Source organism: Variovorax paradoxus EPS (assembly GCF_000184745.1).
In the GTDB taxonomy this organism is placed as follows: Bacteria; Pseudomonadota; Gammaproteobacteria; order Burkholderiales; family Burkholderiaceae_C; genus Variovorax; species Variovorax paradoxus_C.
Genome location: NC_014931.1, coordinates 4,147,282 through 4,167,406, shown reverse-complemented (window position 1 = coordinate 4,167,406; position 20,125 = coordinate 4,147,282). Strand labels below are relative to the sequence as shown.

The 20,125-nt window shown below is 66.4% G+C and carries 18 protein-coding genes and 1 riboswitch; of the genes, 13 read left to right on the top strand and 5 right to left on the bottom strand.

Going from position 1 to position 20,125, the window contains the following annotated elements; all coding sequences use genetic code 11:
• Window positions 1-58 precede the first annotated feature (58 nt).
• Both phaC and VARPA_RS19295 read left to right on the top strand, forming a co-directional pair.
• On the top strand, window positions 59-1,828 hold the full coding sequence (gene phaC, locus VARPA_RS19300; protein WP_013542272.1) for a class I poly(R)-hydroxyalkanoic acid synthase: 1,770 nt from the start codon (window positions 59-61) through the stop codon (window positions 1,826-1,828).
• 53 nt (window positions 1,829-1,881) lie between these two features.
• Window positions 1,882-3,060: an acetyl-CoA C-acetyltransferase gene (locus VARPA_RS19295; RefSeq protein WP_013542271.1), complete on the top strand. Its 1,179-nt coding sequence runs from the start codon at window positions 1,882-1,884 to the stop codon at window positions 3,058-3,060.
• Window positions 3,061-3,085: 25 nt separating this feature from the next.
• Here the strand turns inward: VARPA_RS19295 and VARPA_RS19290 are convergent, their stop codons facing one another.
• Window positions 3,086-3,718, bottom strand: coding sequence for a glutathione S-transferase family protein (locus VARPA_RS19290; RefSeq protein WP_013542270.1), 633 nt, complete (start codon window positions 3,716-3,718; stop codon window positions 3,086-3,088).
• Between the two features lie 28 nt (window positions 3,719-3,746).
• On the opposite strand from VARPA_RS19290, the gene yghU reads away from it, so the two are divergent.
• Window positions 3,747-4,625 carry a glutathione-dependent disulfide-bond oxidoreductase gene (gene yghU, locus VARPA_RS19285; protein WP_013542269.1) on the top strand — a complete coding sequence of 293 codons (879 nt, stop codon included), beginning with the start codon at window positions 3,747-3,749 and terminating at the stop codon, window positions 4,623-4,625.
• A gap of 217 nt (window positions 4,626-4,842) precedes the next feature.
• On the opposite strand, the gene VARPA_RS19280 is transcribed toward yghU, so the two are convergent.
• Complete coding sequence (locus VARPA_RS19280; protein WP_013542268.1) at window positions 4,843-5,760, bottom strand: LysR family transcriptional regulator; 918 nt, start codon at window positions 5,758-5,760, stop codon at window positions 4,843-4,845.
• 105 nt (window positions 5,761-5,865) lie between these two features.
• On the opposite strand from VARPA_RS19280, the gene VARPA_RS19275 reads away from it, so the two are divergent.
• From VARPA_RS19275 to VARPA_RS19255, 5 genes are all read left to right on the top strand, one after another.
• Complete coding sequence (locus tag VARPA_RS19275) at window positions 5,866-6,846, top strand: tripartite tricarboxylate transporter substrate binding protein (RefSeq protein WP_013542267.1); 981 nt, start codon at window positions 5,866-5,868, stop codon at window positions 6,844-6,846.
• Window positions 6,847-6,976: 130 nt separating this feature from the next.
• Complete coding sequence (locus VARPA_RS19270; RefSeq protein WP_013542266.1) at window positions 6,977-7,876, top strand: FAS1-like dehydratase domain-containing protein; 900 nt, start codon at window positions 6,977-6,979, stop codon at window positions 7,874-7,876.
• A gap of 14 nt (window positions 7,877-7,890) precedes the next feature.
• The gene (locus VARPA_RS19265; RefSeq protein ID WP_013542265.1) at window positions 7,891-9,072 is read left to right on the top strand and encodes a CaiB/BaiF CoA transferase family protein; all 1,182 of its coding nucleotides are present in this window, start codon (window positions 7,891-7,893) and stop codon (window positions 9,070-9,072) included.
• Window positions 9,069-9,935, top strand: coding sequence for an HpcH/HpaI aldolase/citrate lyase family protein (locus VARPA_RS19260; protein WP_013542264.1), 867 nt, complete (start codon window positions 9,069-9,071; stop codon window positions 9,933-9,935). The genes VARPA_RS19265 and VARPA_RS19260 overlap by 4 nt, the downstream gene beginning before the upstream one ends.
• A 43-nt stretch (window positions 9,936-9,978) precedes the next feature.
• A complete protein-coding gene (locus VARPA_RS19255) occupies window positions 9,979-10,983 on the top strand; it encodes a tripartite tricarboxylate transporter substrate-binding protein (RefSeq protein ID WP_013542263.1) in 1,005 nt (334 codons plus the stop codon).
• Between the two features lie 3 nt (window positions 10,984-10,986).
• Here VARPA_RS19255 and VARPA_RS19250 read toward each other — a convergent pair whose 3' ends face one another.
• Window positions 10,987-11,514: a CinA family protein gene (locus tag VARPA_RS19250; RefSeq protein WP_041942960.1), complete on the bottom strand. Its 528-nt coding sequence runs from the start codon at window positions 11,512-11,514 to the stop codon at window positions 10,987-10,989.
• A complete protein-coding gene (locus VARPA_RS19245; protein ID WP_013542261.1) occupies window positions 11,511-12,161 on the bottom strand; it encodes a DJ-1/PfpI family protein in 651 nt (216 codons plus the stop codon). Before VARPA_RS19245 ends, VARPA_RS19250 begins: the two co-directional genes overlap by 4 nt.
• A gap of 194 nt (window positions 12,162-12,355) precedes the next feature.
• Between VARPA_RS19245 and phbB the strand changes: the two genes are divergently transcribed.
• The 3 genes from phbB to ybaL all read left to right on the top strand — a co-directional run bounded on the left by phbB (window position 12,356) and on the right by ybaL (window position 16,540).
• Entirely contained in the window at window positions 12,356-13,093 is a 738-nt protein-coding gene (gene phbB, locus VARPA_RS19240) for an acetoacetyl-CoA reductase (protein WP_013542260.1), read from the top strand.
• A gap of 285 nt (window positions 13,094-13,378) precedes the next feature.
• Window positions 13,379-14,722: a dicarboxylate/amino acid:cation symporter gene (locus tag VARPA_RS19235; RefSeq protein ID WP_013542259.1), complete on the top strand. Its 1,344-nt coding sequence runs from the start codon at window positions 13,379-13,381 to the stop codon at window positions 14,720-14,722.
• Window positions 14,723-14,830: 108 nt separating this feature from the next.
• Entirely contained in the window at window positions 14,831-16,540 is a 1,710-nt protein-coding gene (gene ybaL / locus VARPA_RS19230; RefSeq protein WP_041943844.1) for a YbaL family putative K(+) efflux transporter, read from the top strand.
• Between the two features lie 22 nt (window positions 16,541-16,562).
• On the opposite strand, the gene VARPA_RS19225 is transcribed toward ybaL, so the two are convergent.
• A complete protein-coding gene (locus VARPA_RS19225; protein WP_013542257.1) occupies window positions 16,563-16,967 on the bottom strand; it encodes a hypothetical protein in 405 nt (134 codons plus the stop codon).
• Window positions 16,968-17,115: 148 nt separating this feature from the next.
• On the opposite strand from VARPA_RS19225, the gene VARPA_RS19220 reads away from it, so the two are divergent.
• Together VARPA_RS19220 and VARPA_RS19215 are read left to right on the top strand one after the other, a co-directional pair.
• On the top strand, window positions 17,116-17,346 hold the full coding sequence (locus tag VARPA_RS19220; RefSeq protein WP_144299013.1) for a hypothetical protein: 231 nt from the start codon (window positions 17,116-17,118) through the stop codon (window positions 17,344-17,346).
• Window positions 17,347-17,429: 83 nt separating this feature from the next.
• Window positions 17,430-17,709: riboswitch (cobalamin riboswitch) on the top strand.
• Between the two features lie 128 nt (window positions 17,710-17,837).
• Window positions 17,838-20,069, top strand: coding sequence for a TonB-dependent receptor (locus VARPA_RS19215; protein WP_013542255.1), 2,232 nt, complete (start codon window positions 17,838-17,840; stop codon window positions 20,067-20,069).
• The last annotated feature ends 56 nt before the right edge of the window (window positions 20,070-20,125 follow it).

The following is a 20,125-nucleotide window of genomic DNA, read 5'->3' as shown; positions in this document are numbered from 1 at the left end:
AGGATACTCAAAACACGCACCCATCCGGATTCGACTCAGGCGAGGACCAGGAGACATGATGAAGCAACAAGCGACGGGGGCGGATGCATTCGCGCCCTTCCAGAAGGCACTTTCCGAGGGCTGGACCCAGGCACTGGCATCGTTCCAGCAGTCCGCCGCGAAGGGGGCCTCGGCCTTCGATGTCGGCGGCAGTCCCCTTTGGCAAATGCCGCAGATGCCGCAGATGCCGGGGGGCGCAAAGATGCCCGATCTCCCGAAGATCGCCATCGACCCCCAGAAGCTCCAGTCCATCCAGCAGCAGTACGTGGCGGAAGCCACGGCGCTCTGGAGCCAGGGCTTCCAGGCCAAGCCCGAGGGCGACAAGCGCTTCGCCTCCGATGCCTGGGGCAGCAACCCGCTCGCCGCCTTCTCTGCCGCCGTGTACCTGCTCAATGGCCGCACCATGCTGAACATGGCCGAGGCCATCGACGCCGACGAAAAGACCAAGGCGCGCCTGCGCTTCGCAGTCGAGCAATGGATGGCGGCTTCGTCGCCCAGCAACTCGCTCGCCTTCAACGCCGAGGCCCAGAAGAAGGCCATCGACTCGCAGGGCGAGAGCATCGCCAAGGGCATCCAGAACCTGCTCAACGACGTGAAGCAGGGGCACATGAGCATGACCGACGAGAGCGCCTTCGAAGTGGGGCGCAACGTCGCCACCACCGAGGGCGCGGTGGTCTTCGAGAACGAGTTCTTCCAGTTGCTCGAATACAAGCCACTCACCGCCAAGGTGTACGAGCGGCCCTTTTTGCTGGTGCCGCCTTGCATCAACAAGTTCTACATCCTCGACCTGCAGCCCGAGAACTCGCTGATCCGCTATGCGAACGAGCAGGGCCACCGGGTGTTCGTGGTGAGCTGGCGCAACCCCGACGAATCGCTCGCCAAGGCCACCTGGGACGACTACATCGAGAACGCCGCGATCCAGGCGATCCACACGGTGCAGGACATCAGCGGCAGCAAGCAGATCAACACGCTGGGCTTCTGCGTCGGAGGCACCATCCTCAGCACCGCGCTGGCCGTGCTCGCGGGGCGCGGCGAAAAGCCCGCCGCCTCGGTCACGCTGCTCACCACGTTCCTCGACTTCAGCGACACCGGCATCCTCGATATCTTCGTGGACGAGCCGATGGTCGCGTACCGCGAAATGCAGTTGGGCAAGGGCGGCCTGCTGCCGGGCGGCGACCTGGCTTCCACCTTCAGCTTCCTGCGCCCGAACGACCTCGTGTGGAATTACGTGGTCGGCAACTACCTCAAGGGCGAGACGCCGCCGCCCTTCGATTTGCTCTACTGGAACAGCGACGCCACCAACCTGCCGGGCCCGTTCTACGCCTGGTATCTGCGCAACACGTACCACGAGAACAAGCTCGCCAAGCCGAATGCGCTCACGGTGTGCGGCCAGAAGATCGACCTGGGCAAGATCGACATTCCGGCCTACATCTACGGCTCGCGCGAAGACCACATCGTGCCGATCGGCGGCGCGTATGCATCGACTCAATTGCTGCCGGGCAAGAAGCGCTTCGTGATGGGCGCCTCCGGCCACATTGCCGGCGTGATCAACCCGCCCGCGAAGAAGAAGCGCAGCCACTGGATTCGCGAGGACGGCAAGTTCCCGAAGACGCAAGCTGAATGGCTCACGGGAGCGACGGAGCACCCGGGCAGCTGGTGGACCGACTGGGCACAATGGCTCAAGGGCCACGCGGGCAAGCAGATTCCCGCACCCAAGGTCTATGGCAACGGCAAGGCCTACAAGGCCATCGAACCGGCGCCAGGGCGCTATGTGAAGGCAAGAGCCTGATCCCGACCGAACAACCACACCCCCGATTTCAAATCACTTCAACGGAGAACCTCATGGAAGACATCGTCATCGTTTCGGCCGTACGCACGCCGGTCGGCAAGTTCGGCGGCTCGCTCGCCGGCATTGCAGCCACCGAGCTGGGTGCCCTGGTCATCAAGGAAGTGATTGCGCGCGCCAACCTCACGGCCGAGCAGGTCGGCGAGGCCATCATGGGTCAGGTGCTGGCGGCCGGTGCCGGCCAGAACCCTGCGCGCCAGGCATGGCTCAAGAGCGGCGGCGCCAAGGAAACCCCGGCGCTCACCATCAACGCCGTTTGCGGCTCGGGCCTGAAGGCCGTGATGCTCGCGGCGCAGGCCGTGGCCACGGGCGACAGCGAGATCGTGATCGCCGGCGGCCAGGAAAACATGAGCGCCGCGCCGCACGTGCTGCCCAACTCGCGCAACGGCCAGCGCATGGGCGACTGGAAGCTGGTCGACACCATGATCGTGGACGGCCTGTGGGACGTCTACAACCAGTACCACATGGGCATCACCGCCGAGAACGTCGCCAAGAAGTACGGCATCGACCGCGCCGCGCAAGATGAACTCGCGCTCGCCAGCCAGACCAAGGCCGCCGCCGCACAGGATGCCGGCAAGTTCAAGGACGAAATCGTCGGCGTGAGCATTCCGCAGAAGAAGGGCGATCCGGTCGTCTTCAGCCAGGACGAATTCATCAACCGCAAGACCAGCGCCGAAGGTTTGGCCGGTTTGCGCCCCGCCTTCGACAAGGCCGGCGGCGTGACCGCGGGCAATGCCTCGGGCCTGAACGACGGCGCCGCCGCCGTGATGGTGATGACGGCCAAGAAGGCCGCTGCGCTCGGCTTGAAGCCGCTCGGCCGCATCGCCAGCTACGCCACCGCCGGTCTCGACCCCGCCATCATGGGCATGGGCCCGGTGCCCGCATCGACCAAGGCGCTGCAGCGCGCCGGCTGGAAGGCGGCCGATCTCGACCTGCTCGAGATCAACGAAGCCTTCGCTGCGCAGGCCTGCGCGGTGAACAAGGAAATGGGGTGGGACGTGAACAAGGTCAACGTGAACGGCGGCGCGATTGCCATCGGTCACCCGATCGGCGCGTCCGGCTGCCGCATCCTGGTGACGCTGCTGCACGAAATGCAGCGCCAGAACGCGAAGAAGGGCATTGCTTCGCTGTGCATCGGCGGCGGCATGGGCGTCGCGCTGACTATCGAACGTTGATCGCCAAGCGCGCCGTCGTCGTCGCTCAGCGCGACATCGACGGCCGCTCGGCCATCGCAGCGCGCCAGCGCACGATCTCGGGGTGCTGTTCCCCGGGCTTGACCCGCACGATGCGCGCGAAATCCACTGCCACCACGGCGGTGATGTCGGCCAGGCTGAAGCGGTCGGTGGCGACGAACTCGCGGCCGGCCAGCCGGTCGTTCAGCGTCTGGAAGAAATGCTGCACGCGCGCCAGCCCGCGCTGTGCCAGTTCCGGAATCTGCGCATAGTTCACCGGACCCGGCAGCGCCCGGCCGGCCAGCGCCGGCGAGCCGTTGCGCATCGTCTCGGCGATCGCCAGCAAACCCTCGAATTCGATGCGCCAGTTCCAGCTCGCGATCTCCGCTTTTTCGGCGGCCGTGCGGCCCATCAACGGTGGTTCGGGGTACTGCGCTTCGAGCCAGGCCGCAATGGCGGCGTTGTCGGTCAGCAGGCCGTCTTCCTCGGTGCGCAGTGCCGGCACCGTGCACTGCGGATTGATCGCGCGGTAGGCCTCGCCCAATTGCTCACCACGAACCAGATCGACCTGCACCGTCTCGTGGGCAATGCCCTTCTCGGCCAGCAGGATGCGCGCGCGGCGCGGGCTCGGCGCCGTGGCGCAGTCATAGAGAATGATCATCGTCTGTCCAACTTTCGGAACTCATCGCATGAATGGCACGACCGCCTACACGCCGCCCACCGTCTGGTCCTGGAACAAGGAAAGCGGCGGCCGCTTCGCGAACATCAACCGCCCCATCGCAGGCGCGACCCACGAGAAAGACCTGCCGGTGGGCAAGCACCCGCTGCAACTCTATTCGCTGGCGACGCCCAATGGCGTGAAAGTGACGGTGATGCTCGAAGAACTGCTGGCGCTGGGCCACACGGGCGCCGAGTACGACGCCTGGCTGATCCGCATCAGCGAGGGCGACCAGTTCAGCAGCGGCTTCGTGGCGGTGAATCCCAATTCCAAGATCCCCGCGCTCATGGACCGCAGCGGCGCCACGCCGATCCGGGTGTTCGAGTCGGGCGCGATCCTGCAGTACTTGGCCGAGAAGTTCGGCAACGCGTTCTTTCCGACCGAGCCGGCGGCGCGCGCCGAATGCCTGTCGTGGCTCTTCTGGCAGATGGGCAGCGCGCCGTACCTGGGCGGCGGCTTCGGGCACTTCTATGCCTACGCGCCGACGAAGATCGAATACGCCATCGACCGCTTCGCGATGGAGGTGAAACGCCAGCTCGACGTGCTCGACCGCCGGCTGGCCGAGAGCCGCTACCTCGCCGGCGACGACTACACGATTGCCGACATCGCCGTCTGGCCCTGGTACGGCGCGCTCGCCAAGGGGCAGCTCTACGAATCGGGCGAATTCCTGCAGGTGAGCGAATACAAGAACGTGCGGCGCTGGAGCGATGAAATCGCGCAGCGCCCCGCCGCGCAGCGCGGCCGCATGGTCAACCGCGCCTGGGGCCAGCCCGAGAGCCAATTGCAAGAGCGCCACGACGCCGCCGATTTCGAAACCCGCACGCAGGACAAGCTCGACACCCCGAAGTGAGTGCCATGCAGCGCTGAATGGGGCGACGGCGGCGCATCTTGTTCACCGCCTGATTTTTAAGCAAAGTGTGGAATCTCTTTGTAAATCAATGAGTTAAATTCGTTTTACAAGGCTCCACATGAGTTGTCCCCAAAGTTGTGCACAGAAAATGGGGATGAGATCGCAGGCCTGAGATGCCGCCTGCAAGTTGGCGCAATACCACAAGAAAAAGGCTTTTTCAGACGCCCGCCGAAGCCGTTTCGCCCGCCGCGTAATGCCGGCACAGCGTATCGACCAGCGCCTGCGCATACACCGGCAATGCCGCCCGGCTGCGCACCAACAGATACCGCTCCCGCACACACCACGCATCGCTGAGATCGATCAGCGCGAGCTGCATGCTCTCCTGGTTGCGCCGCGCCGCCGACTCAGGCACCACGCCGATGCCCACGCCGCTGCCGATCATTCGGCACATCGCATCGAAGCTGCTCAACTGGATGCGCAGCTTCTGCCGCTTGCCGAGGTTGTCGGTGATCTGCGCGAGAAAGGTCTGCAGCGTGCTGCCTTGCTGCATGCCGATGGCGTCTTCATCGAGCGTCTCGGCGAATGAAATCTTCCGGCGCTTGGCGAAGCGGTGCTTGCGGGAGGTGACCAGCACCAGCCGGTCGGTGCTGAAGTGGATCGCCTCCAGCCCGAGCGTGTCGACGCGGCCGGCGACGATGCCGATGTCGGCGCGGCCGTCGAGCACGCCGCGTGGGATCTGAGCATTCGGTTTTTCCTGAAGGTCGACGTTGATGCGCGGGTTCTGCGCGAGGAAGCCCGGCAGGATTTCGGGCAGGAAATCGGTCACCGCGGTGGTGTTGGCGAACACGCGCAGATGGCCGCGCAGGCCGCCGCCGTACTCGAGCAGGTCGTCGCGCAGTTGTTCGGTCTGGTTGAGCACGAGGCGCGCGTGGTGAAGAAAGGCTTCGCCCGGCGGCAGCAGGCGCACGCCGCGCGCTTCGCGCTGCAGCAGTTGCAGGCCCGCCTGCGTTTCCAGCGCCTTGATGCGCGCGCTGGCCGCCGCAAGCGACAGGTGCTGCCGCTCGGCCGCCCGCGTGAGGTTGCCGAGCTCGGCGGTGGCGACAAAAAGGCGCAGGTCGGTCAGGTCGAAAAGCATGGCGCATCGTAGCCAAGCCTTCGGAAATCCAGAAGCCTGGGTTCCGAAATCGCAGATTGCGCGCGGTGGCTTGGCCTACGACCATGAGGCCATGGAGCCAAAGACATGACATTCCGCGCCCTCGCGCTTCTTTCGCTTGCGGCAGCAGCCACGCTGATCGCCGCGAGCCCCGCCACTGCACAGCCGTATCCGTCGCGCCCCATCACGCTCGTCGTGCCGCAGGCGGCCGGCGGCACCAACGACATCGTCGGCCGCCTCGTCGGCCAGAAGCTCGGCGAGGTGATGAACAACGCCAGCGTGGTCGTCGACAACCGGCCCGGCGCGGGCGGCAACATCGGCACGCAGCTCGTCGCCAAGGGCCCGAAGGACGGGTACACGCTGCTCATGACCATCAGCAGCAGCCAGGCGATCAACCCCGCGCTCTACAAGAACCCGGGCTTCGATCCGGTGAAGGACTTCAAGCCCGTGGGCCTGATTGGCGCTGTGCCCAACGTGCTGCTGGTCAACCCCACGTTTCCCGCGAAGAACTTCGCCGAGTTCCTGAAGCTCGCGCGCGAGAAGGGCGCCAACTATCAGTACGCCTCGGCCGGCAACGGCACGCTCAACCACCTGCTCGGCGAAATGCTCAACAGCATGGCCGGCATTTCCATGCAGCACGTGCCGTACAAGGGCGTGGCGCCCGCGCTCAACGACGTGCTGGGCGGCCAGTTGCCCATCGTGTTCGCGAGCCTGCCTTCGGCGCTCTCGCACATCAAGGCCGGCAAGCTGCGCGCATTGGCCGTAAGCGGCGACAAGCGTTCGCCGGTGCTGCCCGACGTGCCCACCATCGCCGAGGCGGTGCCGGGCTACAACGGCACGCTGTGGATCGGCCTCTTCGCGCCCGCGGGCGTGCCGGCTGACGTGCTCGCCACCCTGCAGGACGCGACGCGCAAGGCGCTGGCCGCCAAGGATCTGCGCGACAAGCTCGACCAGCAGGGCGTCGAGATTGCGGCGCCCACCACGCCCGAGCAATTTTCGAAACTGCTGCAGGACGACCTCGCCAAGTGGGCGCGGATCGTCAAGGCCTCCGGCGCCGCGGTCGATTGATGCCGAGCGCAGTTCGACAACAGCCGTTCACGCTGAGCTTGTCGAAGCGCTGCGCACGACTTCGACAAGCTCAGCCCGAACGGTTCATGACTGATCGGGAATCCGTATGAACGAACTTCACCGAGACCGGATGCAAGACAACACTTCCTCCCCTCTGATCGACGCCGAAGCGCTTGCAAAGCTCCAGGGCTGGCAAGGCCGCAGCGAGACGCTCGTCGACGACATCACTGCCGCGCCCGTGCGCGCGCTCTCCGCCACGCTCGACCGCGACGACGCGCCGCCCGAAGCCGGCACGCATCTGCCCGCGCTCTGGCATTGGCTCTACTTCCTGCCGCACCACCGCCAATCGGAGATCGGCGAAGACGGCCATGCGAAGCGCGGCGGGTTCCTTCCGCCCGTGCCGCTGCCGCGCCGCATGTGGGCGGGGGGGCGGTTGAACTGGGAAGCGAGCAATCCGCTGCAGGTCGGCGACAAGGTCGAGCGCACCTCGACCATCGCTTCGGTCACCCACAAAGCCGGCCGCACCGGCGAACTCGTCTTCGTGCTCGTGCGCCACGAGGTGCGCAACGCGCGCGGCCTCGCGCTGACCGAAGAGCACGACATCGTCTACCGTGCCGCCGCCGCGCCCGGCGAGAAGACGCCGCCGCCCACGCCCGCGTCGAAGGACGCCGCCTTCAGCCGCGAGATCGTGCCCGACGACGTGCTGCTGTTCCGCTACTCGGCGCTCACCTTCAACGGCCACCGCATCCACTACGACCGCCGCTACGTGACCGAGGTCGAGGGCTATCCCGGCCTGATCGTGCACGGCCCGCTGATCGCGACGCTGCTGGTCGACCTGCTGCGCCGCAACGTGCCGGGCGCGCAGCTTGCGCGCTTCGAATTCCGCGCCGTGCGGCCGACCTTCGACATCGCGCCGTTCCGCGTGCACGGCAAGCCCACGGAAGGCAGCAGCGACAACAAGACCTTCAGCCTCTGGGGCGAAGACGCCGACGGCTGGCTCACGATGCGGGCCACGGCCGTGCTGGCCTGAGGAAAGACACACACATGACAAGACCTCTGGACGGCATCACCGTCATCTCGCTCGAACACGCCATCGCCGCGCCGTTCTGCACCCGGCAACTGGCCGACCTCGGCGCCCGCGTCATCAAGGTGGAGCGGCCCGAGGTGGGCGACTTCGCGCGTGCCTACGACGGGCGCGTCGGCGGCGAAGCCTCGCACTTCGTCTGGGTGAACCGCTCGAAGGAAAGCCTCACGCTCGACCTGAAGCAACCCGCCGCACTCGCGGTGCTGCAGGAGCTGGTCGCCGATGCCGACGTGCTGGTGCAGAACCTCGCCCCCGGCGCCGCCGCGCGCATGGGGCTCGGCGCCGAGGCGTTGCAGGCAAAACATCCGCGCCTCATCGTCTGCGACATCTCGGGCTATGGCGAAGACGGCCCGTACCGCGACAAGAAGGCCTACGACCTCTTGATCCAGAGCGAGGCGGGCTTTCTCTCGGTCACCGGCACGCCGGGCGATCCGTGCAAGTCGGGCAACTCCGTCGCCGACATCGCGGCCGGCATGTACGCCTACACCGGCATCCTCGCGGCGCTGCTCCAGCGCGGCAAGACCGGCAAGGGCTCGCACATCGACGTGTCGATGCTCGAATCGCTCGCCGAGTGGATGGGCTACCCGATGTACTACGCCTACGAAGGCGCGCCGCCGCCGCCGCGCAGCGCTGCCTCGCACGCGACCATCTACCCCTACGGCCCGTTTCCCGCGGGCGATGGCGGCACGGTGATGCTGGGCCTGCAGAACGAGCGCGAATGGCGCACCTTCTGCGAGAAGGTGCTGCTGCAGTCGGGGCTCGCGACCGATGCGCGCTTCGACAGCAACGCGCGCCGCAACGAACACCGCGAGGCGCTGCGCGCGATCATCTTGGAGACCTTCGGCGCGCTGAGCACGGCGCAGGTGCTGGAGCGGCTCGATGCCGCGCAGATCGCCAACGCGCGCATGAACGACATGGCCGGGCTCTGGGCGCATCCGCAACTGCAGGCACGCGATCGGTGGCGGCAGGTGGGTTCGCCGGCGGGCGACATTCCAGCGCTGTTGCCGGCCGGGCGGCAGAGCGCATTCGACTACCGCATGGATGCGATTCCTGCCGTGGGCGAGCACACCGAGTCGATCCTGCGCGCGCTCGGGCGCAGCGATGCGGACATTGCGGCGCTGCGCGAGGCGAGGGCGGTTTGAGCACAACGCCGCTCGCGCTCGCGCGCACCTTTCTCTTCGTGCCCGCCGACCGGCCCGAGCGTCATGCGCGGGCGCTGGCTGCGGGCACGGGCGGCGTGATCGTGGATCTGGAAGACGCGGTCGCGCCCGAGCGCAAGGCGTCGGCGCGTGAGGGCCTTGTGGCCTCGTTCGCCGCGTTGCCGGAAGCGGGCCGCCAACGCTTGCTGGTGCGCATCAATGCGAGCGGCACGCCATGGCATGACGACGACCGCGCCGCCGTGGCCGCGCTGGTCGGGCAAGGCCTGATTGCGGGCGTGGTGCTGCCCAAGGCCGAGCGCGCCGGTGATCTGCAGCGGCTGGCCGAGGCCATCGGCCCGCAAGGCCAACTCGTACCCCTCATCGAATCGGCGGCGGGCCTTGCGGCGGTCGATGAACTCGCAGCGGCCCCGCAGGTGCTCCGGCTCGCGTTCGGCAATCTCGACTTTCAGGCCGATGTCGGTTTGGCTTGCGATGCCGACGAAGCCGAGCTGGTGCCCGTGCGCCTCGCATTGCTGCTGGCCACGCGCCGCGCCGGCCTGCCCGCACCCATCGATGGCGTGACCGCCGACTGGCGCGACCTGCAACGCCTCGCCGCCGACACCGCACGCGCACGCGCACGCCGCGGTGGCTTCGGCGCCAAGTTGTGCATCCATCCCGACCAGGTCGCGCCTGTGCACGCCGCACTCGGCCCGAGCGCCGACGAGCTCGCATGGGCGCGCCGCGTGATCGACGCGATCCGGTCCGCCGGCGGCGGCGTGGTCAGCCTCGACGGCCGCATGGTCGATGCGCCGGTGGTGCGCCTCGCCGAACGCCTGCTCGCCCTCGATGCGCAGCCGCCTTCCTGATTTCGAAAGAAGAAGACAGATCCAACAACCTAGGAGACAAAAAGTGAACCTGAAGAAGAACTGGAAAACACGAACCCTGCTGGCCGCATCGCTGGGCGCCTGCCTCATGGCCGCGCAATCGCCGGCCACCGCGCAGGCCCCCTGGCCCGACAAGCCCATCACCATGGTCGTGCCGTATTCGGCCGGCGGCCCCACCGACGTGGTGGCGCGCATGCTGGCCATTCCCATGGCCAAGTCGCTCGGCCAGCCGGTGATCGTGGAGAACACCGTCGGCGCAGGCGGCACCATCGCACCGGCGCGCGTGGCCAAGGCGGCGCCCAACGGCTACACCATCCTCATCCACCACATGGGCATGGCCACCGCGCCGGCGCTCTACAAGAAGCTCAACTACGACCCGCTGAAAGACTTCGAATACGTCGGCCAGGTGATGGACGTGCCGATGACGCTGCTCTCGCGCAAGGACTTTCCGGCCAACAACTTCCAGGAGCTGCTGGCCTACGTGAAGACCAACAAGGACAAGGTCACGCTCGCCAACGCCGGCATCGGCGCGGTGTCGCAGCTGTGCGGCTTGCTGTTCGCGCACCAGATCGGTGTGCAGCTCACCACCGTGCCCTACAAGGGCGCGGGCCCGGCGCTCAACGACCTCATGGGCGGGCAGGTCGATCTCCTGTGCGACCAGACCACGCAGACCGCGCCGGTCATCAAGGACGGCCAGCGCGTGAAGGTGTTCGGCGTGACCACGCCGCAGCGGCTGTCGAGCATGCCCAACATCCCGACGCTGGATGAGCAGGGCCTGAAGGGCTTCGACGTGAAGGTGTGGCACGGCGTGTACGCGCCAAAGGGCACGCCGCCGGCCGTGATGGAAAAGCTCAATGCGGCCCTGCGCGTCGCGCTGCAGGACGACATGGTGAAAAAGCGCTTTGCCGAGCTGAGCACCGAGGCCGTGCCGATGGAGAAGGTCACGTCCGAGAGCCTGCGCACGCACCTCGCGGCGGAGATCGACAAGTGGGGCAAGGTGATCCGCGCTGCGGGCGTGCAGGCGGATTGAGGTTCAGGCCGAGGCGGGCGCGGGCTGAGCCTGCAATGTCTCGTCGAACAGCGCGAGCAACTGCCGCGCGAACAGCGCCATGTTCGCGGGGCGGTCGGTGGTCCCGTTCTCGATGGTCCGGCTCACGGTGACTGCGCCCGCGACAGCCACGCACACATGCCCCGGCGCATCGCCATAAGGGCTGCCCGAAGGCCCGGCCGCGCCGCTCTCGCAGATGCCCCAGGTCGCGCGATGGCTCTCGCGGATGCGGGCCGCGATGAAGCGGGCGTAGGGCTCGGTTTCCCCGCGCATGTCGCCGATGTCTTCACGCGTCAGCCCCAGCAGTGCTTTTCCGGCGCGGCGCGAGTAGACGACCGCGCCGCCGAGGAAGAAGGCCGATGCGCCCGGAATCGCGAGCAGGGCGGCCGAGACGAGGCCGCCCGCCGACGACTCGGCGACCGCTACTGTCTGCCGCCGTTCGCGCAGCGTCGCACCGACACGGGCGGCGAGCACGGCGAGCGACTCGAGTTCTGAAGAAGGTGCAGCGCTCACGGCGTCTTCCGCAGCTTGCCGCCCGGCTGCCGCACATACGCCGGCGCACGCTCGTGGCTCGCCGTGTTGCCGTAGACCTTGTCCGCCGGGTAGTACTCGGACTGCAACTGCACCTTGGCGGCGGCTTCCTCGCCGGCGGTGTGCGCGATGAACCCGAGCATCAGGTCGGTGCCGGCCGAGACACCGGCCGAAGTCCAGGTGTCGCCGTCCTGCACAAAGCGCTGTTCGACCACCTTCACGTCGCCCAGCGCCCGCAGGCGATCGAGCGAACCCCAGTGCGTGGTGGCTGTCTTGCCTGCGAGCAGGCCCGCCGCATGCAAGACGAAGGCGCCGGTGCATACCGACAGCAGCGCCTTGCACCCCGGCGCCTGCTGGGCCAGGAACTGCACCATCGCGGGGTTGTCGACCTCGCGCCGCGTGCCCATGCCGCCGGGCACGAGCAGGTAATCGAGGGGCGGGCAGTCGGCGAACGACACGTGCGGATTGATCGAAAGCCCCTTGGCGCAGACCACCGGCCCGGTTTTCTCCGCGACGATCAGGCAGTTCTCAGGTCCCGCGGCGAGCTTGCTCCACATGGTGAGCATTTCCCAGGGGCCGACGAAATCGAGTTCCTCGACGTCGGGGAATACGATGATCCCGAAATTCATACTTTCGAACTCCTTGAGGTCGATGCGTGAGCAAGAGCGTACAGAGCTGAGCATATAGGTTGCACCTTTGCAGCGCTCCGTGACAGCTGGTTGCAAGGTTGGCTCAGTGTTTTCCTCAGAGGTCGGTGGCGTGAAAATGGCTAGAGTGAAGGCGGCCGTTCAGGCTTTTGCCAAGCAAACATCAAGGAAATTTCATGAGCAAGAAAGTTGCATATGTCACCGGGGGCATGGGTGGCATCGGAACAGCCATCTGCCAACGTCTGCACAGAGACGGATTCACCGTGGTCGCCGGTTGCGGCCCCACACGCGACCACGCCAAGTGGCTCGCCGAACAGAAAGCCGAAGGCTTCGAGTTCCATGCCTCGGTCGGCAATGTCGGCGACTGGCAATCCACCGTCGAGGCCTTCTCTGCCGCCAAGGCAGCGCATGGTCCCATCGACGTGCTGGTCAACAACGCCGGCATCACGCGCGACCGCATGTTCCTCAAGATGACGCCCGAGGACTGGAGCGCGGTGATCGAGACCAACCTCAACAGCATGTTCAACGTCACCAAGCAGGTGGTGGGCGACATGGTGGAAAAGGGCTGGGGCCGCATCATCAACATCAGCTCGGTGAACGGCGCCAAGGGCCAGGCGGGCCAGACCAACTATTCGGCGGCCAAGGCCGGCATGCACGGCTTCACGATGGCGCTGGCGCAGGAGCTGGCCAACAAGGGCGTGACGGTCAACACCGTGAGCCCGGGCTACATCGGCACCGACATGGTCAAGGCCATCCGCCAGGAAGTGCTCGACAAGATCGTGGCCACCATCCCGGTCAAGCGCCTGGGCGAGCCGAGCGAAATCGCCTCGATCATCTCGTGGCTGGCCACGGACGAAGGCGGCTACTCCACCGGGGCCGATTTCTCGGTCAACGGCGGCCTCCACATGCATTAAGAAGGTATGAACGAACCCGTCATGCCCGCTCATCCCGCTCAGGCACACCCGCTCCGCGTTGCAAATGCTCGCCATAGCTCAAGCTATGGCTGCGCTTTGCGCCTTGATCGGGCGCGCCTGAGCGTGCTGCTCGGGCACGCCGAGTTCATTCACACCTTCTGATGCTGACCGCAACCTGATCGAAAAACCCGCTTCGGCGGGTTTTTTTGTTCCTGCGATGTGGCTTTTACGAATGGAAAACACCCGATACGAGCCTACAGTTCTCAACCCTTCCGGAGGCAAGTCATGGAACACACAACAAACACATCCGCCAAGAAGCTCCCGCTCTACCGCTCCCTCTATGTGCAGGTGATCACCGCGGTGATCATCGGCGTGCTTCTGGGCTATTTCTACCCGGCAATCGGGGAGAGCATGAAGCCGCTGGGCGACGGCTTCATCAAGCTCATCAAGATGATCATCGCGCCGATCATCTTCTGCACGGTGGTGGTCGGCATCGCCGGCATGGAGGACATGAAGAAGGTCGGCAAGACCGGCGGCCTCGCACTCCTGTACTTCGAGGTCGTGAGCTCCATCGCGCTGGTGGTCGGCCTTGTGCTGGTCAACGTGCTCAAGCCCGGCGCCGGCATGAACATCGATGCGGCCACGCTCGACACCAAGGCCATCGCCGCCTACACCGGCCCGGGCAAGATGACCGGCACGGTCGACTTCCTGCTCAACATCATTCCCAGCACCATCGTCGATGCCTTCGCCAAGGGCGAGATCCTGCAGGTGCTCCTGATCGCGGTGCTGTTCGGCTTTGCCCTGCACCGCTTCGGCGGCCGCGGCACGCTGGTGTTCGACGTGATCGAGAAGGGCTCGCACGTGCTCTTCGTGATCGTCGGCTACATCATGAAGCTCGCGCCCATCGGTGCCTTCGGCGCCATGGCCTTCACGATCGGCAAGTACGGCGTGGGGAGCCTCTTCTCTCTGGGCAAGCTGATGGGCACGTTCTATCTCACCTGCCTCCTGTTCATCTTCGTGGTGCTCGGGCTCATTGCGCGATTCCACGGATTCAGCATCTGGAAGTTCATCAAGTACATCAAGGAAGAACTCCTGATCGTGCTGGGCACGTCCTCCAGCGAATCGGTGCTGCCGCGCATGATGGAAAAGATGGAGAACCTGGGCGCGAACAAGACCTGCGTGGGCCTCGTGATCCCGACCGGCTACTCGTTCAACCTGGACGGCACCTCGATCTATCTCACGATGGCCGCGGTGTTCATCGCGCAGGCGACCAACACGCCCATGACGCTGGTGCAGGAGATCACGCTGCTCGCGGTGCTGCTGCTCACCTCGAAGGGCGCGGCGGGTGTCACCGGCAGCGGCTTCATCGTGCTGGCTGCGACGCTCTCGGCCGTGGGCCACGTGCCGGTGGCGGGGCTCGCGCTCATCCTGGGCATCGACCGCTTCATGTCGGAAGCCCGCGCGCTGACCAACCTGATCGGCAACGGCGTGGCGACCATCGTGGTGGCCAAGTGGACCAACGAGCTCGACATGAATCGTCTGCAGGCGGGCCTGAACAACGAGAGCTGGGTCGAATCGCAAGAGCCCGAAGTGCTGGAAGGCGCCCGCGACAGCAAGATGGCCGGCTGAGGCTCTTGTCTTGCTCCCTCTCCCGCAAACGGGAGAGGGAGCAAGACCGAAGGCCGGTCAGAGGGCATTGACATGAAGGGCCACCCCTCGTTCCTGCAAAATGCAGAGATGCCGCACAGCGTTTCCCTCATCAACACCATTGCCGCCGGCCTCGGCCTCGCGCTGGTGTTCGGTTTCCTGGCAGCCAAGCTGCGGCTGCCGGCCCTCGTGGGGTACCTCCTCGCGGGCGTGATCATCGGCCCCTTCACTCCCGGCTTCGTGGCCGATGCAAGCATTGCCGCGCAGCTCGCCGAAATCGGCGTCATGTTGCTGATGTTCGGCGTCGGCCTTCACTTCTCCCTCGACGACCTCCTGGCCGTGCGCAAGATCGCGCTGCCCGGCGCACTGGCGCAGATCGCCGTCGCCACGCTGCTCGGCGGCGGCCTTGCGATGTGGTGGGGCTGGAGCCCCGGCGCCGCACTCGTGTTCGGCCTCGCGCTCTCGGTGGCCAGCACCGTCGTGCTGCTGCGCGCGCTCGAGAGCCTGGGCATCCTGGATTCGTTCACCGGCCGCATCGCCATCGGCTGGCTCGTCGTCGAAGACCTCGCCATGGTGCTCGTGCTGGTGCTCATGCCCCCGCTGGCCGGCGCGCTCGGCGGCACCCCCGACAACGGCGGCGGCCCCGCGGACCCGCTCTGGCAGACCCTCGGCCTCACGCTCCTGCAGGTCGGCGGCTTCGTCGTGCTGATGCTCGTGGTGGGCCGGCGCGTGTTCCCGTGGATCCTCTGGCAGGTCACCCGAACCGGCTCGCGCGAGCTGTTCACGCTGTGCGTGGTGGCGGCCGCCGTGAGCATCGCCTTCGCTTCGGCGGCGCTCTTCGGCGTGTCGTTCGCGCTCGGCGCCTTCTTTGCCGGCATGGTGATGCGCGAGTCGCAGTTCAGCCACCGGGCGGCGCAGGAGTCGCTGCCGCTGCGCGATGCCTTTGCGGTGCTGTTCTTCGTGTCGGTGGGCATGCTGTTCGACCCCTCGGTGCTGATCGATCGCCCGCTGCAGGTGCTCGCGGTGGTGCTGGTGATCGTGCTGGGCAAGTCGCTCGCGGCCTGCGCGCTGGTGCTGGGGTTCCGCTACCCGCTGGCCACGGCGCTCACGGTGAGCGCGAGCCTCGCGCAGATCGGCGAGTTCTCTTTCATCCTGGCCGGGTTGGGCGTGTCGCTGGGCCTGCTGCCGGTCGAGGGGCAGAGCCTCGTGCTCGCGGGCGCGCTCATTTCCATTGCGACCAACCCGCTGTGGTTCAGCCTCATCGCGCCGATGCAGAAGTGGCTGCACGCGCATTCCTCATTCGCACGCAAGCTCGAATCGCGCAGCGACCCGCTGGCCGAACTGCCGATGACCACCGAAGCGAAGTACCTGTCCAGGCAGGTGGTGTTGGTCGGCTATGGCCGCGTCGGGCGCCGCATCGCGGCCGAGCTCGAGGCGAACGACATTCCCTACGTGGTGGCCGAGCAGAACCGCGAACTGGTCGAGAAGCTGCGCGAGGGCGGCATCGCCGCCGTGTGGGGCGATGCGGCGGACCCGGCCGTGCTGATCCAGGCGCACATCGCCCGCGCCCGCGTGCTGGTGGTGGCCACGCCCGACACCCTGAACGTGCGCCAGATGATCGAGACCGCACGCACGCTCAACCCGGCGATCCAGACCGTGATCCGCAGCCACAACGAACAGGAAGCCACGCTGCTCAAGCAGGAAACGGCCGTCACGGTCTTCCTCGGCGAGCATGAACTCGCCCAGGCCATGGCGCGCGACGTCGTGCAGCGCGCGGCGTCGATGGCCGTGCCGGCTTGAAGTCCGAAGGGCGGGCGCCGTTTCAGAGATCTTCGATGACCAGCGTGCGGTAGCGCTGTGCGATGGAATAGGGCACGGTACGCACCAGTTCCATCATCTGGTTCGCTGCCGCTTCGTCCTTCGTTTTGACAAGAAGGCCCGTATGGCCTTCCCGCGCGAGCTTGGTGTAGGCGCGCACGGTGGCCGCATCGGTGCCGGCGGAGGGCAGCGGGTTGTCCGAGTCGCTGACGGTCGGCGAGATTTCTCGCAGCACCGTTTCGGCGTCGATCAGGTAGACCTCGTCGCCGCTCACGCCGTTCTCGATCAACCGATGGCCGATGCGGTCGGCGTCGTCGGCGCTCGGGAACATCACCATCGAATAGCCGCTCGGATAGAACGCGCCGCCGATGCTGGCGCGCATGTTCGACTCCAGGGTGAAGTGCTTCATGTTGCCTCCGGGTTCTTTCTTGAGGAAGGTCTCTGCAGACAACACTAGTTCGCGCCACTGGCGAGCTCTGTAGGAGAAGCCCGGAAGCTGTCAACCGCGCTCTTCGCCCATTCATTGACAGAAAACCCGCTGCATGAACCGTCTTTCCATGTCCCCATCACGAAACATCGCGCTCACCGTCCACGAACTGGAAGCGGGCGAGTTCTATTGGGTGCTCATGGAGGAAGCGGCCGACGGCGATGCGGCTGAAAACGACCGGCGCCATGTCTACGTGCCGCTGGAGGCGGCGCACGATCCCTACGCCAGCTATTCGAACGCGCTGGTCGCCGGTGTAGCGGTGATGCGGCGGCTTTTCGGCGCGGAGGGAAAAACCGCCTGAGCCTCAGGGACGCCGGGGTGCCGGCCTCGCCCCGAGGCGCTCCCTATAATTCCGGCCGTCGAGTTTTGTAATCTTTTATCAGCAAGCTCGCACGGTTCGAAGGTGCCCCGCATGCCATTCCATGGCTTGGGGGTTAAACGGGAAGCAGGTGCGCTGCGTCTTCACGGACGCATCCATTCCTGCGCTGCCCCCGCAACGGTCAGCGGATCTGGAAAACCTCGCGTCGATGTCTCTCTTCTTTTGAGCATCGGCAGCCACTGCGCTTTTGCGTGGGAAGGCGAGGGTTTCGGCTTCGATGCGCACGCACAGTGCCATCGGCGCGCTCCGCAAGCCCGGATACCGGCCTTCGCAACCGCTTTCGGACGCTGCGGGAGTGCGGGTCCGGGCATGCCGTTTCGCCCTCTGCGCGAACCGGCCCGCCCTCAGCCGCCTCCCTCGACGTCCTCATTCGGTCGGGAGCCTGCGGGGACGCAGGTCGGAGGAAAAGTCACATGGGTCAAGCATCGCCGGCGCGCGGTCGCACGGTTGCGCCGTTGCCGCCGTTGCCGCAGCTGCCGCAGCTGCCGCAATTGCCGCAATTGCAATGGGCACGCCTTTCACGTCTTTCTTTGGGCGTGGGACTGGCCTTCGGCGCAGGCAGCGCGCTGGCCCAGCCGGCCGGAGCGACAAACAGCGGCAACAACAACAGCCTCGCACCCGTGCAGGTAGAAGCCAGCCGCCACACGCCGCTCGCGATGGACGAGCCCACCCAGACCGGCAGCCGCCTGGGCCTCACGCCGCTGGAAACGCCCGCGAGCATCGAGGTGCTGACAGGCGACACCATCCGCGCACGCGGCGATGTTTCGGTGGTCGAAGCGGTGACCCGCGCCACCGGCATCACCGGCTCGCCCGGCCCCGGCAACGGCGGCACGGCCCTGGCGGCCCGCGGCTTCACCGGCCACGGCTCGGTGATGCAGCTTTTCGACGGCACGCGCCTCTATGCGGGCGCCGGCACCGTCACCTTTCCGTTCGATACCTGGTCGGTCGATCGCATCGAGGTGCTGCGCGGCGCGGCGTCGGTGATGTTCGGTGAAGGCGCCATCGGCGGCGCGATCAACGTCGTGCCCAAGAAGCCCACGCGCGGCCCGATCCAGAACGAGGCGCTCGTCACGGCGGGCTCCGATGCAACGCGTCAGGTCGCCTTCGGCAGCGGCGGGGCGATCAACGACATGCTTTCCTATCGCTTCGACATCAGCCACCGCAAGACCGACGGCTTCATGGTGCGCGGCGATGCCGAGAGCCTGGCCGTGGGCGGCGCGGTGCGGCTCGATGTGTCGCCGCAGCTGCAATTCACGCTCTCGCACGACGAGGGCCGCCAGTCGCCGCAGCGTTACTACGGCGTGCCGCTCATCAACGGCCGCGTGAGCAGCCTCACCCGCGAGCAGAACTACAACCCCGACGACGCCGAGATCAAGTATCGCGACCGCTGGACCCGCTTCGATGCCCAATGGACGCCCAGCGACACCGTCACCGTGCGCAACCAGCTCTACCGCCTGGACAGCAAGCGCCACTGGCGCAACAGCGAGACCTATACCTACAACGCCACCACGCGCCGCGTGACGCGCGGCGACTACCTGGAAATCGGCCATGACCAGGAGCAGATCGGCAACCGCACCGACGCCACCTTCAAGCACTCGCTGTTCGGCCTGAAGAACCAGGTGCTGGTGGGTTTCGATGCGAACCGCATCGACTTCCAGCACACCAACGATTCGCCGTACGGCGGCCGCTCGGTGGTCGAACCGTTCGTCTTCAACCCTGGCTACTACGCCTCGCCCGTGGCCTACACGCCGCGCTACAAGACCAAGACCAGCACCTACGCCTTCTTCGCCGAAGACAAGCTGGCCTTCAACGAACAATGGTCGGTGGTCGGTAGCCTGCGCTGGGACCGCGCGAAGGTCGTGCGCACCGACCTGCAGAACGCCGCCAACAACCTCCAGAAGACCTTCGCGTACGCCACCGGCCGCCTCGGCGTGGTGTATGCGCCCGATGCCTCGCAGTCGTTCTACGCCCAGGTGGCGCGCGCGGCCGATCCGTTGACCTCGGTGATCAGCACATCGGCCACGCAGGCTCCGTTCGAGTTGAGCACCGGCAAGCAGGTCGAGATCGGCTACAAGCGCCAACTGGCCGAAGGCCGCGGCGCCTGGTCCATCGCGGCCTACCGCCTCGAGAAGGACAAGCTGCTCTCGCGTTCCGCGAGCGACCCCACCGTCAACCAGCAGGTAGGCAAGCAGTCGTCCGAAGGCATCGAGGCCACGCTCGATCTGGCGCTGACCTCCACGCTCAGGCTCGAAGCCAACATCGCCAAGCTCCGTGCGCGCTACGACGACTTCAACGAGGTCGTCGGCGGCCGCGTGATCTCGCGCGCCGGCAACACGCCGTTCGGCGTGCCCGAAGAGGCCGCTAACCTCGACCTCAATTGGCGCTTCCTGCCCCAGTGGGAGGCCGATTTCGGTGTGCGCTACGTCGGCTCGCGCCAGGTCGATGCGGCCAACTCGCGCAAGATCGGCTCCTACACCGTGGTCGATGCGGGTGTGAGCTGGCAGGCCAACCCGTCGCTCAAGCTCGCGTTCCGCGCCTACAACCTGGCCAATCGCACGTACCCGCTGTCGTTCTCGAACAGCGGCAACCAATGGCTGCTGGGCCGGCCGCGCTCGGTCGAAGTTTCAGCGCTGGTGAAATTCTGACGCTGGAGCGAGTTCAAGCCGTGCCAAACAATAAAAGCCCGTTCACGCCGAGCTTG